Source organism: Eubacterium sp. An3 (assembly GCF_002159465.1).
In the GTDB taxonomy this organism is placed as follows: domain Bacteria; phylum Bacillota; class Clostridia; order Lachnospirales; family Lachnospiraceae; genus Anaerobutyricum; species Anaerobutyricum stercoris.
Window position 1 is genome coordinate 1 of sequence record NZ_NFIR01000048.1, and the last position, 13,399, is coordinate 13,399.

The window sequence follows — 13,399 nt, forward strand, 5'->3', positions numbered from 1 at the left end:
CAAAATGACAAAACAGGACAGCACTTGTTTGAACTGAAAAAAACAGCATAATTTTTAAAATTTCAAAATACACATCATACCAGTCTTTTGTCTAAGACAGAAGGCTTAGATCAGTGCGCATTTTCAGCAGCGCAAGCGCTGTAATTGTAGCCAAAGCAAACAGATTCTGCTGAAAATGCGCACAAAAAGTCCGTCAGCAGTTACGGTCGTTAGACCGTTACTGCGACGGAACCTTTTCAAATAATTAAAATTAACCTTAAAAGAAGATTACCAAACTAATTCTACAATCCTCGATTTCAGGTAATAATTGTAGCTTCCAGCATCTGTAAAGAATGTTATTATTGACTTATCAACTGCACCAAAGATAGTACAATATTGTTTAGCGCAAGCATTAAATGTGTATGTCTTTGAAGAATGTGCAGGAATTGCTACCTCTGTGTAACCAGAATTGAAATCTTCATTCAAATGAGTAACATCGAATAATTTATAGCCGTACTCATTAACCTGAGAATACCACTTTGCTTCAAATTGTTCATAAGCCCATTCGTATCTATCGAATAATTCAATACACCTAATATTTATTTTTTTATCTGTATTATTTGTTATGGTGATTGTCATTGTATCATATGGCATTGTAGCCATAGACATATCACACTCTGATTTTACTTTTTCCAGAGAAGCCGTATTCTTCACAGAAGGGGTCACACTGAATGTTACTGCATTTTTATCAATAACCCGGCAATCTGCGGTTTTTGTTACCCAGCCAGCAGAAGTTTTAGCTTTTGCCGTGATTTCGACCGTGCCGGCTTTTTTACCTGTAATGATACCATATTTATTGACTGTAGCGATAGACTTATCCGAGGAAGAAAACTTAAATAAAGATGCTTTCTCTGCATTTGTCAGCTTTCTCTCTAAGTTTCCAGGCAATCTTATAGCGGAATTATATTCATCCGTATAGAACAAGTCTACACTTTCACCTACAAACATATCCGGGATCATGGAAAATTCAAAGCTGTTCTTTCCGCCAACCACTGTCCTCTTTGTCGCATTGTTCTTCTTCGCGGCGCTGCCTTTGGCTTTCTTTACCGTTACCTTACACTTGAATGTCTTCTTTCCGACCTTCGCTGTGATCGTAGCTTTGCCTGCCTTCTTCGCCTTCACAACTCCTTTCTTATTAACCTTTGCTACCTTCTTATTACTGGTCTTCCATTTTACCTTTTTCTTCCCGGCGTTCTTGACTTTGAGTTTTACCTTCTTACCGACAGTTAATGTCACTTTCTTCTTACTCAGCTTCGGTTTTGCTTTCGCTTCCACATTGCTTGCCGGAACGGCTGTTGCCAGCAGGCAGAATGCCAGGGCTGTTGCAGATGCTCTCATAATGTTTTTCTTCGTCATATTTCATTTCCCCTTTCCTTGTGCATTTGCTTTTGAGATATGGAATTTCGTTCCTTCACTATTAATATGATGGAAACGGAAATTTTCGTTCCGATACAGAATAGAATTCTTTTGCTATCAGGTCATTCCTCTTCTCGCCCTATATAATAGGAAGAAATCCTTTCCTTTCCCTCTACCAAAAGAATCATTTTCTTTATCCAATTCCGGTATTAATATGATGAAATTCAAAATTTCCATACCGAAAGGATTAGAAAATATTTTTTTACCATGCTTAGTCCCATTATACAAACGGGATTACAGAAATGCAAGGGGATGTGAAATTATTTCTTCGGAATAATGGAAAGACCCGTCTCAAATGAGCGGGTCAAAAAGAAAATGTATAACATCTGCGTTTACATTCTATACGATATTTTAGGATAATACGGCGGCTAATCCTCGGCAATTCAATTGCCGAGATACAGCCGCCTTTTTCTTGACGTTATATATCTATTTTGCTATACTATGTGTATGAAGGATAATCTAATACATTACAGGACTTGTGTCTGTAATATCAACTACCATGTGGTTTGGTCTGTGAAGTACCGCAGGAAGATCATCACGCCGGAGATCGAGCAATTCCTAAAAGAAACAGCTTTCTCCATCGCAAAAGAGAAAGGGTTTACCGTCCATCTCTTTGAATCCGGCGGACAAGACCATATCCACTGTTTCTTATCTGCCCCTCCAAAACTCTCCATCACGAACCTGGTGAAATACTTAAAGGGGATCACTGGGAGGAAGCTTTTTGAAGCATACCCTGGCTTACGAGAACAATTATGGAAGGGGCAGTTATGGAACCATTCTTACTATGTGGAGACCATAGGGTCTGTTTCGGAGGAAAACATCCGAAGGTATATCGAGCATCAGGACAAGCAATACTGACAGAAAGGAGGCGGAGACGATGGCAAGGGCACGGCGGAGAAAGCAGACGGCATTTCAGACCGATGTGACAAAGAGCGTCTTTTTATACGGGGAACCCAACAAGGAAAAACTGTCGCTGCTCATAGAAGCGCAGGCAAGGTTCCTCTCCCTGGTAAATGAATATATCCAGCTGCTTGCAAAAACAGAAGGGTTTACGCTCCAGCTGGTCAAGAACGACAAGAAAGACTCCGGGATAAGGAAGTTGGAAAAGCAGCACCGGAAACCGGACGTGAACTCTGCTGCCAGCCAGAATGCGTTTGATATGGCGGTCACCCGCCTGTCTGCCCGCCTGGATGCCATCCGTATAGAAATGCTTTCGGAGAACGCGACGGTCTTTACCCGCTCCAAAGTCCTGTTTGCCATGTCCATCGAGGAGAAGGGACAGAAAGAGATGGAGGATGCGATCGCTGCCCTGTCAAAGAAGGAGGGGGATTTCTACGATACCTGCGCGGCAGCGATCCGGGCTATGGATGAGGCGGCATTCGCCTCCGCCATGCGGGAGTTCCATGACAGCTATACCATGTGCTCCATAGGATACAAGATCCCGGAACTGTCTTCCGTAGAGATCCCGTTGGACAGCCGTTTGATGAAGATCCTCCCCTCAGAAAACATCAAGGCCCCTTATGTGCTTATCGTCTCTGACCCGTTCAAAAAGAGGGATATATTCACGATCCCATTGAACACGAGCAAGCACTCGCGGCATAAGATACGCAGCCGGAAAAAGCAGATGGCCGGGGCAGTCTCCCTGTCCGTCTGGAAGGGAAAAGTCAGGGTTGCATGGGCTTACACGCAGAAGATGTCACAGCCAAAGACGGCGGAGATCAACGGCGTGGATGTCGGGGTCACGGATGCCTTGTATGTCTCCAACGGGGAACGGTATGGCTCCATGCAGCCGGTCCTGGATCTTTACAAAGACATCGTGGAACCGGCATTTGCGGGACTGTCGGATCTCAGGAACAAGAAAAGGAAGATCAGGCATTTCCTCCGCACGCACCCGGACATCCCTGAAGATGGGAGACGTTCTCTCATCAAGAAGATGGACCGCCTGGACCATATGATACAGACTATGCAGGCCCCTTACCGCAAGCGGCGGCATTACCTTAACGACCTGAAGAAGATGATCGCGGACACCGTACATGGATACATCCATGCCCTGGCTCCGGATACCTTGACTGTCCTGGAGTTACTGGATATCAAGGAATTTGATAAGAGCAGGAAGGCAAACGGCATGCTTTCCACTTTTGCCCGCGGGGAACTGCAGAAACGCCTGATGCAGGAACTGAACTGGCACGGGTTCGACTTCATGGGGGTGGATCCAGCTTATACCAGCCAGGTATGTCCTGTATGCGGGAACCTGGATAAGGAAAACCGCAACGGGAAAACGTTCCATTGTACCTGCTGCGGTCATAAAGATGATGCCGACCATAATGCCAGTGTCAATATCCGGGCCCGTGCCATGGATAAAGAGTTATTGGCTTTGTGCGAGAAGTATAAGTATTCCCAGAAGCTGCGGCATGAGAAGATCAGGGAATATTACCAGGAAAAGAAGGAAGGATACAAACAGCAGAACCCATCGGAAGCAGCACACAATGACTTACATCGACTGGCTTGAAGACCGTGTGTTGTGGATGACGGGACATATGGACTACCGCCGGCTTGGTATGGCATGACCATGCCCGGCCCGCCCGAAGGGGAGCCTCTCTGTTGTACGCACTTGTACGTACAATGGGTCGTTTTCCAGAGGGTCGGAAGAGAACTGCCGTCTTCTAAGCACCTGCTTAGATGCTCGGCAATTCAATTGCCGAGTAGTTCACAAGGATATTGTGCATTAACATTGCGTACATTGGTATGCTCCTTATATTGATACCTCTATTTTTTATAAAGAACTATTTTCTTTTTAATCCTGTTATGTTATTGTACATTTGTAAATACGCATGTACAAAATGGAGGCAATTGGGATTTCCCGCCGTATTCCGTCGAAAGAGATATGTAATCGTCCATCTTTAACATAAAAACAAGAATGTATTGGGGAAGGAAACACAGGAGATAAAAAAATCTGCAAGTCATACTTTTTGCTGCGAGAACTGAATCGAGCAGAAAATAATTCTCCATCCTTCAAACAAAACTCAAAGACATAATGATATTTAAGTTTCCAATTAAACTGTATCTCCTTTATCCACTTAAACACAATGTTATATATAACACCAACAACCATGCAACATATAAGAAAAAAATTTAAAATAGATACGAGGACTCCTTATGAATAATACATTAAAAAACTTTCTTAAGATTAACGATTTATATTTGAGTGCGATCACAATATCCAGTTTGCTATTCACTCATTTGTGGCGCAGGCAAGCAGTGGCAATTTTGACATCCTCTGCACGGCTGAAGCCGGCAGATTCCTTAGATTTCTTCGGGATCACACAGGCGTATAGCCTGCGATATAGCCGTTATTTCAGGATTTTGCCTCTGATGGTTTTATGCGACGTGCATGACTCCCCAAGGCTGTGGCCGATGTCTGGACCACCTGATATCTTTTTGGTACGGGCGATCAGAACCCAAAACATTGTTTCATCGTTACATTAATGTATATATAATATCACGAACGTATGTTTGTTCTGTGTCCACTAGAGGGAAAAAATCGCATTTTTGGAGCGGTTCATCTGCACGCATGAATGCGGCAGCTTTCCCGCTAAATTATTTTGTAAAAAATCTGGGTAAATACAGTGCATCTTTCACACATTGGTTCAATGATACTATAAATCTGATCTTTATTATCCTTTTTCTTTCCTCTATATTCTCGATTTTGTTTCTATTTTTTAATTGGCTTATATCATGGATTACCAGGTATACATATTCAATCGATTCCTGGATCCTGTTCTGTTGCCGTATACATATATACGGATTAGTATGGCTTCACATTTTTCACCATATCGAAATCAGCCCGTGTGACATACCAGGTTATGCAAAGTATTGTGAAAACAGCTTAAATACACCTATGATAGTGAGCATCATTGTAACAGGGATAAATATGATCATATATGCAAATTATTTGAAAGATATATATTTACCCTTGGAAAAAGATCAACCTATGTGATCACCATTTTCTACAGTTTACACTCAAGCATTGTTTGAGCCTACCTCATCTTTTTCTACGAAAAGAAAAGGAATCTATAGCGGCAAATGGGATAGCAAACGATTCTTGTTCTGTATCAATATATAGGATCCTGTTCGTCACTGTGAAAAATCGGCGGGCAGAGAAAATAGCTAATCCATCCAAATCCGGATACCTGGAATATAGAGTAAAAGTTTTCTGTTCTTCGTTCACAAGTGAAATACATAGTTCATAAGTATAATCTCCTTGTTTTCTTTGTAGATGGATTTTTGAAAAAAAAGCACAGACCATAGCATATTTTCTCCTTTTTACATTCACGCGCCCATATAGGGCGCGACGATCTTTCAAAAAATCAGACTACACAATTCTGCAACTACTGCCGTATCTAAGGATGCGATAGCAGCTATTTACATCCACGCGCCCATATAGGGCGCGACAATTTTGTTACCCCGGAACTGAATTACTGAGGATTATACGCCGCCGATTTTTAAAAGATCAGACTACACAATTCTGCGACAACTGCCGTATCTAAGGATGTGATAGCGGATAGGATCATTGCGGCTACCAGTACAAATGTGGTGGAAGAAAATAACTCTTTCCCTCCGGGATAAGATAACTTATTTAAGACTGGTTTCTTTTTTCTTTTTTTTAACATGACATTCACCTCTTTCCTTTTTTCAGCGGTTTCTTACCGAATAGCGTAAGCTGGGATGCCTGGCTTTCTGAACGGAATTTATCGCGGGTCTCTAAGATCACACCGACTGTGATCAGGATGGATGTTCCGGCAAATGATAATCTGGAAAGCCCGAAAACGCCGGATAAAACGCACGGGACTAAGGCGATCAGGCAGCAGGCTAAAGCACCTAAACCTACCGTTGCATTGATCTGTGTTTTCATATATTCTACGGTCGGCTGCCCCGGACGGACACCCGGAATCGTAGCACCTGTTTTCTTAAAGTTATTGGCGATCTCAATCGGATTCAGGATCATACTGGTATAAAAATAGGAAAATCCGATAATAAGTAAAAGATAAATCGGAACTCCGATGGAATATAACGGATGCGCTCCATCAAACCAATGGGAGGAATCCAGCATATCGGTGACCCAGAACGATTTCCCAAACATCGCCACGATCAGCGCCGGCATGGACATGATAGATGATGCGAAGATGATCGGAACGACGCTGCCCGGGCAAAGCTTGATAGGAAATGTGCTTTTCTGCGCCGAGATTTTTCCCTGTAGTTTGTTGGAATATACCACTGGCACTTTCCGCTCTGTTTTTTGTACAAATACAGTAAAGATAAATAAAGCGAGGATGACCACAGCAATGAGGATGCCTGCAATGACCGCGGTATTCAGTTTCTTTCCGCTGATAAACTTTTGGTAAACGGCATACATATCAGACGGATAAGAAGAAACGATGTTACATAACAGGATCAGCGAGATTCCGTTACCGAATCCCTTCTTCTCGATCAGTTCCCCGGCACCGACACATAAGAAAGCTCCTGCCGTCCACAGGACCACTGTGAGCAGGACCCACGGCCATGTAAAGGAAACCAAAAGCCCCTGTCTACCAAACCCTACGGCAAATCCAACCGCCTCTACCACTGCCAGCACAGCACCAGTAATGAGAGTGATACGGTGAAAAATCTTCTTTCCATAATCTCCCTCTTTCTGGAGATCAGCCAAGTAAGGAATCACATTTGCCATCAGCTGTACGATGATGGAACCAGTGATGTATGGTGTTACAGATAACATCGTGATCGAGATGTTCTGCAGTCCATTACCGGCAAGCAGGTTGAACAACCCGATTGCTGAATTTCCGGAGATCAACTCCTTGAAATAATCCGGATTCACACCGGGAGTGGGAATTCCGGCAAATGCCTGTACGACAAGTAAAGTGATGATGGTCAGGAAAATCTTCTGTTTCCTGCCCCATGTTTTTTTCTGATACGTTTTCATTCTAAACCTCCGTTTCTAATACTCATATATTTACATCCACACACCCTGCAAAAGGGTGCGGCTTAAACGCCATTGGGATGATTATAATCCCAGAAAAATAAACATAATAAAACTTCCCATTCTGTTATATCTTCATATAAGGCAACCTCTTTCACAGCCATTTGCATCGCATTCCTATAATCTCCCAGTGTCCTATCCAATGGGATAGTAACTTGGTATAACTGATCTTTCTTCTCTATCTGAAAGACTTTGATGTCCTGCCGTTTTCTCGGAAATAGTTTCCATCCAGCATTCTGTAGATATTGTACGAATATTTCTGGGTTGATCTCGTCAAATAAATTTACCCGAAATCCTCCGCCTTTTCCTGGCGTCCCAAGAATGACCGCATTCTTATCTGGTCTTCCTGGAGATCGAAATAATGACGAAACAGAAAAAACTTTTTGACCTTTCATAATTCACCCCCATTTAATCCGCAGGGTACCCCATCTGATATTGTAAAACCGATTAAGTATACATATTCCATCTTAATTAAAGCAAAATACCCCATCCGACATGAGTCAGGTAAGGAAAATGCTCATCCCCTTTTTCTTCTTAAAAATACTGCCTACAAAGTTCATAAAAGAGTTCCTGTAGGATTCTTTGTTTCTTTCTTAATATGCCGATTTCGTGAAAAAACGGCTCCATTTCCGTATAAAACTGCTGTTTCAGTTCTTTAGGGTAATCCGGCAATTCCAATGAATCAAGGATCTTTGGATGGATTCCCGGCGCATTGGAATCAGAATTTAACAACATTAAGTTGCAGCTCCTTAATAAACAATACAGGAAGTACATATCATATTTTTCTTTCGGAAGGAGCCTTGCCATAGTACCGCTGGCCCAAAACGGGCGGCTGGCGTAAATGACATTGTTCAGGCTGCCCTTTTTGGGGATAAGGATTGCTTCTTTTTCCGGCATAGATTCAAAAGTCCCGCCGGTGATGCCGCCGGAATTATAGATTGGCACCGGCCCTCCGGTATCTTTCTTCCCTTTTCCAGCCTTACGGACAGTCAACTCCGATAACAGAACCGTCCCGATCTGTGCAAATGGTGGAAACAGACAGGCAAAACGGTCTCTGGCATACTGATCTAAGATTCTCTCTTTTTTATATGCGACCGCATAGCTTTCATAAATGGGAGCCAGTTTTTCTACGACAGCATCCTGAGCGGACCGTTCTGTATGCGGCAGCGAGATTGCCTGCAACTCCCTTGCTCCGACTACATTCCGTGTACTGCCGGCGCAGCTTGCCTGGAGTAAGGACTGGAACCGTGGCGACAAGGCATAATACTGGATATATTTGGGGTTATCCTTTTCAATATGAAACCGGATCAAGAAACTGGCAAAAGACACTCTCCCATCCGCCGGGTCGTACAGATAGCTTTTAAACATATGATTCCCGACTCTGGCAAACAGGATATCCCCTTCTTCCAGTAGAGGGGCATCATCATGACAGGATAGGGCAACTTTTTTAAGCTGCCCCATTTCGGTGATATCCGAGATCCGGATACACGGCTGCCCATCACCGGAATGCAGTTTTTCGCTGGTTCCACATCCTACATAGCCTTCCATCATCTCACCTCCTCATTGTTTTTAGGAAAAGAATTCAAAATATTTTTTAACTTCGTATCCCAGTACATCTCTTGTTCCATCAAAGACGTTAAGGACACAGCGTATCGTTTCCGTTTTTCTTTCCATTCTTTTTCGTCAATGGATGCCCGGTCTGCGAACAGATCCATATACCGTCCCGGAAGGAAAGAGCAGTCTGTCTCGCTGACCTTTTCTATCGGTACCGCACAATCTGTTTTCATCAGAAATCGTTTCACGATATCATCGGCAACATCCTCCCCTAATACCGTCCGTTTGACATTTCCCCGCTTTTCCAGATGTCCTTTTTCAGACACATCCATGAATGTTACGGTATCACAGCCAGATCGGTCTAAAAACATAATGGCTACTTTCGTGCCAGTATTCGCAAACGTATTTTTGGGCATGACCAAGATACCCTGAAGCATCCGGTTCTCCGTGATATATCGCCGGATCGCCGCCTCAATGTTCCCCATGGTGGAAAGGAAGTTCAACGGTACGACAATGGCAGCTTTTCCATTTGGAGAGAGTGTTTGAATGACATGCTGGATAAAACACAGATAGATGCTCATGGACTCTTTCTTTTTTTCTGGTACGACAGGAACGCCCCAAGGAAACCTCCCACTTTTATCAAGGTCATCACGGATAAAAGAGAAATCGGTTTTAAAAGGCGGGTTTGACACGATATAGTCGTACGGGCCGGAAAATGCCGGGTTTGACAACGTATTTGCCCGCTCCGTGAACCCATTTGCCTGATTTAAGATCAAATTCAGCTGTAAGAGTGCCATGGATTTATGAGAGATATCCTGGGCATGCAGCATTGGCTGTTTCAGCCGCCGCTGTAAAGATAACAACAACGTTCCTGTGCCAGCGGATGGGTCGTAGATCCGCAGATTATCACGGATATCCTGTCCATCATCCGTCAAAATACGGGATATGATACGGGATATCTCCATCGGTGTATAATATTCCGCATACCGGCCACTGGCGACATTATAATCTTGGATCAGATATTCAAATACCTGCCCAAAGAAATCGCCGCCTTCCATGGGGATCGGTCCGGCTTCTAAGAAGATCATTTTTATGTTTTTAAAAAAAGCAGCCATATCGGATGCATCCACATAATCTATGATCGGTGTAAATAAACCTTCCTTGCAGAGAGCTTTGTTTTCCGGATACGTATTGATCCTCTGGAAAACTTCATCCAGCCAGTTAGGATAATGCTTTGCGTTGTCGATCAGATCCTTCTCTTCCATATAGATCCCACCGGCTGACCGCTGCTTCTCCGGAGAAAACCTGTCGTTCAATAGTTTATAAAGGAAGAGATTGCGTACAATCTCTTCCTCGGATGCCTGGTTTGATAAGCCATATACATGGCACAATCCTTTGATCCTGTCAATAAATCCATAAATATCCATGAAACCCTCCTTTTTTATGATGTCGCTACAGCGCACTTTTTCGTTTTTGGTTCTTTTCTCACAGGCTTTTTGTTTGTCTCTCGGGCTTTTGCCAGAAACATAGAAAGCGGGATGGATAACAGCATCAGCTGGAGGACCAGCATTCCATCTGCTACCAGTTCCCCAGAAGAGAGCATCCGTTCTTCATCAGAATACTTTTCTGCCTTTTTTCCTTTCCACATCTGCGGATAGATCAATGGAGTGGAGTCCTGGGCAAATGTCCGAAAAGCGGCGAGGACAACTCTTGAGAAAGGGATAAAATCTGTTTCCGGATGGATACTTTCTTTCTGTGACGGATCCTTTAACACAAAGAGATAATCCGTAGGGTAGAATCCATACTTTTTTGCCAGAAGTTCGATCCGTTCCATCTCATCCACGCTCTCGATCTCCCGTACAGAGAATGTCTGGGAATGGATGGAATGGATGTTTTCTGGGAAAAATAACTGCTTCCGTAAAATATCAAAAAAACTACTGGATACTAAAAATGTGTTGACTAAGTTAAATACTTTATCTAAATCATGCATAATAAAAACTCCTTTACTGTTTTTTCTTGACGAATGTGCTTCCTTTTGCCCATTGCCGGTTTCTTTCAACGTTTTCTTTTCGGAACCGCATATAATCTGCTTTTTTTTCGCAAATTTCTTTACAAGTATCTCTTTCCGGGCATTGAAAACATGGATATAACATTAGGCTGCTCCTTCCTACTACTTTAATATGACAACAATTTAGGCTGTCCGATCGCTTTCAGTAATACGTTTTGTTCTAAGGGGCTTGCTTCCCGTGCAGCCTGTCCCGCATGGTAGATTTCCATGAAATTTTCATACTGCGGGTTGATCTCTTTCCTTACCAGGTAATCCGCAAACCCATGGTAAGCACTTTCCAGAGTTTTGTCTGGATAAACGACCAAAACACAATATACATACAGATTGGCTAAGTCTCCTAAACTGACATCACGCATATTTTTTCACATCCTTACGCTAATAGGATAAAACTTCCGGGATCCAAAATTTTGTTTCCCTGCGTAGTTAATATGAAAAAACGAAATTCTTTCATCAAAAAAAGAACCTCCAGAGAGATTCTTTTCCTGTCAGTGTCAGATAGCGATCTACCTGCTATTTTTTCTACGATCATTCTGGTGGATATATTTCCAAACCTGGCGCCGCCGTTTGGCAAATGGCTGATCTGCTTTTCCTATGCTTTGTGTATGCTGGTCATCATGTTCATCAATGAAATGGAATTCTGCGCCACATGAAACGGAAATAAATTCACCATTTTCTTTCTCAACGATAAGGTCGTCCTCTTCACAGCCGATGATCTGACCAAAGAATTTCTTTCCGTCATGCTCGAAATATGCTTTAGGTTGCCATATAGCAACCGTCTTCATGATCTGTTCAATTTTATCAGATTTTTCACTCATGGTATCACCTCCCCTGTTTTGCTCGATTTAAAAAATTCCCTCCCAAATGGGAGGGGATGTATCCTACTGCACAAAGAAATGTTTAAACTGTCTTGCGCCGTATTGGCCTTCCGTTAAAGAAATTATTTCCTCAATAGAGTACAATTTCTTCAGTTCACCCAGGTTGTCCACAAACGCCTGCGTCACCTGCCGGCAGGCGTCGGTGATCACGCGGTACATCGTGATCGCCTCATCAGGCGTTAATTTGCTATCCAGCGTCAAACCGCTGTACTGCTCTGCCCCACGGTCTTTTATCTTTTTAAGAATAAGAGCGGGAATTCCCGGTTACTTGTATCCGGGATGAAAGCGACCGGATCCCAGCATCTATATGTAAGATCTGATATAGTTCTGTTTTCCCGTTTGTCCGTTGACTGCAGTATACCTATATGATATAGTTATCCTATGAGTAAATATATTCACGCAAGGACTTGCGTTTACAATCTGAACTACCATATCGTATGGTGTGTGAAATACCGCAGGAAGGTCTTAGATGAGGAGATCAGCTCCCGTCTATATGGGAGCATCCAGGAGATCGCCCAAGAGAAAGGGTTCCACGTTGCCACATGTAAGGTAGGTGATATGGACCATGTACACTGCTTCCTGTCCTTCCCTCCAAAGATGTCTGTGACCCAGGCTGTCAAGTACTTAAAGGGGATCAGCGGGAACCGACTCTTTACCGAGTTCCCTTCCCTCCGGGAACGGCTATGGAAGGGACAGCTGTGGAATGGCAGCTATTTTGCGGAATCCATCGGCTCCACCAGTGAGGAAAATGTCCTGCGGTATATCGAACGCCAGAAAAACTGCCAGCGGTAGCGGCAGTGCCAAGGAGGGTATCTTATGGGAAAGAAGTTTGCCGGACAAATGGATACGGAAAAAGCAGAAGCCGTGGAGCAGCGGGCCTACCGCTTTGAGGGCTTCCCATCCCAGGAACAGGCACACCTCCTCTCCCAGTTTATCGGTTCTGCCCGGTTCTTATGGAACCGGATGCTCGCCGACTGGAAGGGCAGTTATAAAGAAACAGGGAAGTCCGCGCCGGTCCGTACCCCTGCCTCCTATAAGGAGGACCCAGCCCTTGCCTGGCTGAAGGGGATGGATTCCCTTGCCCTTGCCAATGTACAGCAGAACTTCCAGCGGGCAGTAAAAGAATTCTTTTCCGGGGAGAAAGGATTCCTGCGCTTCAAGAAGAAGCACGCCTGCCCGGATACGTACACGACAAACCTCTCCAACCGGGATAAGCCGAACCTGCGGCTCTCCGGCTGCCTGTTAAAACTCCCGAAGATCAAGGGACCGGTACGTCTGCGGGTCCACCGCAAGGTCCGGGAAGGCGGGCTGCTCAAAAACTGTACCGTGACCCGGGAACCGGATGGCCGGTGGTATTTCTCCCTGCTCTTTGAGTACCCAAAACAGGAGCTCCCCAAGAAGGCAGCAGGGAAA

General features: G+C 44.0%; 13 protein-coding genes. 4 read left to right on the forward strand and 9 right to left on the reverse strand.

Annotated features, from left to right (window positions below; all coding sequences use genetic code 11):
* Positions 1-267: 267 nt before the first annotated feature.
* Positions 268-1,395 (reverse strand): Ig-like domain-containing protein, encoded by a 1,128-nt coding sequence (locus tag B5F87_RS19095; RefSeq protein WP_087283966.1) that lies wholly within the window; start codon positions 1,393-1,395, stop codon positions 268-270.
* A 507-nt stretch (positions 1,396-1,902) separates the two neighbouring features.
* Here B5F87_RS19095 and tnpA (B5F87_RS19100) point away from each other — a divergent pair.
* Together tnpA (B5F87_RS19100) and B5F87_RS19105 are read left to right on the forward strand one after the other, a co-directional pair.
* Complete coding sequence (tnpA, locus tag B5F87_RS19100) at positions 1,903-2,313, forward strand: IS200/IS605 family transposase (RefSeq protein ID WP_143405291.1); 411 nt, start codon at positions 1,903-1,905, stop codon at positions 2,311-2,313.
* A gap of 19 nt (positions 2,314-2,332) precedes the next feature.
* Entirely contained in the window at positions 2,333-3,964 is a 1,632-nt protein-coding gene (locus B5F87_RS19105) for a zinc ribbon domain-containing protein (RefSeq protein WP_143405292.1), read from the forward strand.
* Positions 3,965-6,130: 2,166 nt separating this feature from the next.
* Here the strand turns inward: B5F87_RS19105 and secY are convergent.
* From secY to B5F87_RS20805, 8 genes are all read right to left on the reverse strand, one after another.
* Positions 6,131-7,432 (reverse strand): preprotein translocase subunit SecY, encoded by a 1,302-nt coding sequence (gene secY, locus B5F87_RS19115; RefSeq protein ID WP_087283971.1) that lies wholly within the window; start codon positions 7,430-7,432, stop codon positions 6,131-6,133.
* Between the two features lie 62 nt (positions 7,433-7,494).
* Positions 7,495-7,884, reverse strand: coding sequence for a hypothetical protein (locus B5F87_RS19120; protein ID WP_087283975.1), 390 nt, complete (start codon positions 7,882-7,884; stop codon positions 7,495-7,497).
* A gap of 139 nt (positions 7,885-8,023) precedes the next feature.
* On the reverse strand, positions 8,024-9,040 hold the full coding sequence (locus tag B5F87_RS19125) for a restriction endonuclease subunit S (protein WP_143405293.1): 1,017 nt from the start codon (positions 9,038-9,040) through the stop codon (positions 8,024-8,026).
* Positions 9,037-10,470, reverse strand: coding sequence for an N-6 DNA methylase (locus tag B5F87_RS19130; RefSeq protein ID WP_087283982.1), 1,434 nt, complete (start codon positions 10,468-10,470; stop codon positions 9,037-9,039). The genes B5F87_RS19125 and B5F87_RS19130 overlap by 4 nt, the downstream gene beginning before the upstream one ends.
* 14 nt (positions 10,471-10,484) lie before the next feature.
* Complete coding sequence (locus tag B5F87_RS19135; RefSeq protein WP_087283985.1) at positions 10,485-11,033, reverse strand: hypothetical protein; 549 nt, start codon at positions 11,031-11,033, stop codon at positions 10,485-10,487.
* A 185-nt stretch (positions 11,034-11,218) separates the two neighbouring features.
* The gene (locus B5F87_RS19140; protein ID WP_087283988.1) at positions 11,219-11,467 is read right to left on the reverse strand and encodes a hypothetical protein; all 249 of its coding nucleotides are present in this window, start codon (positions 11,465-11,467) and stop codon (positions 11,219-11,221) included.
* A gap of 147 nt (positions 11,468-11,614) precedes the next feature.
* Entirely contained in the window at positions 11,615-11,926 is a 312-nt protein-coding gene (locus B5F87_RS19145) for a hypothetical protein (RefSeq protein ID WP_087283991.1), read from the reverse strand.
* Between the two features lie 63 nt (positions 11,927-11,989).
* Entirely contained in the window at positions 11,990-12,187 is a 198-nt protein-coding gene (locus B5F87_RS20805) for a hypothetical protein (RefSeq protein WP_143405294.1), read from the reverse strand.
* A gap of 180 nt (positions 12,188-12,367) precedes the next feature.
* Here B5F87_RS20805 and tnpA (B5F87_RS19150) point away from each other — a divergent pair, with 180 nt between their 5' ends.
* Together tnpA (B5F87_RS19150) and B5F87_RS19155 are read left to right on the forward strand one after the other, a co-directional pair.
* A complete protein-coding gene (gene tnpA / locus B5F87_RS19150) occupies positions 12,368-12,778 on the forward strand; it encodes an IS200/IS605 family transposase (protein WP_087283995.1) in 411 nt (136 codons plus the stop codon).
* Positions 12,779-12,802: 24 nt separating this feature from the next.
* The coding region (locus B5F87_RS19155) for an RNA-guided endonuclease TnpB family protein (RefSeq protein WP_143405295.1) at positions 12,803-13,399 on the forward strand (597 nt) is incomplete at its 3' end.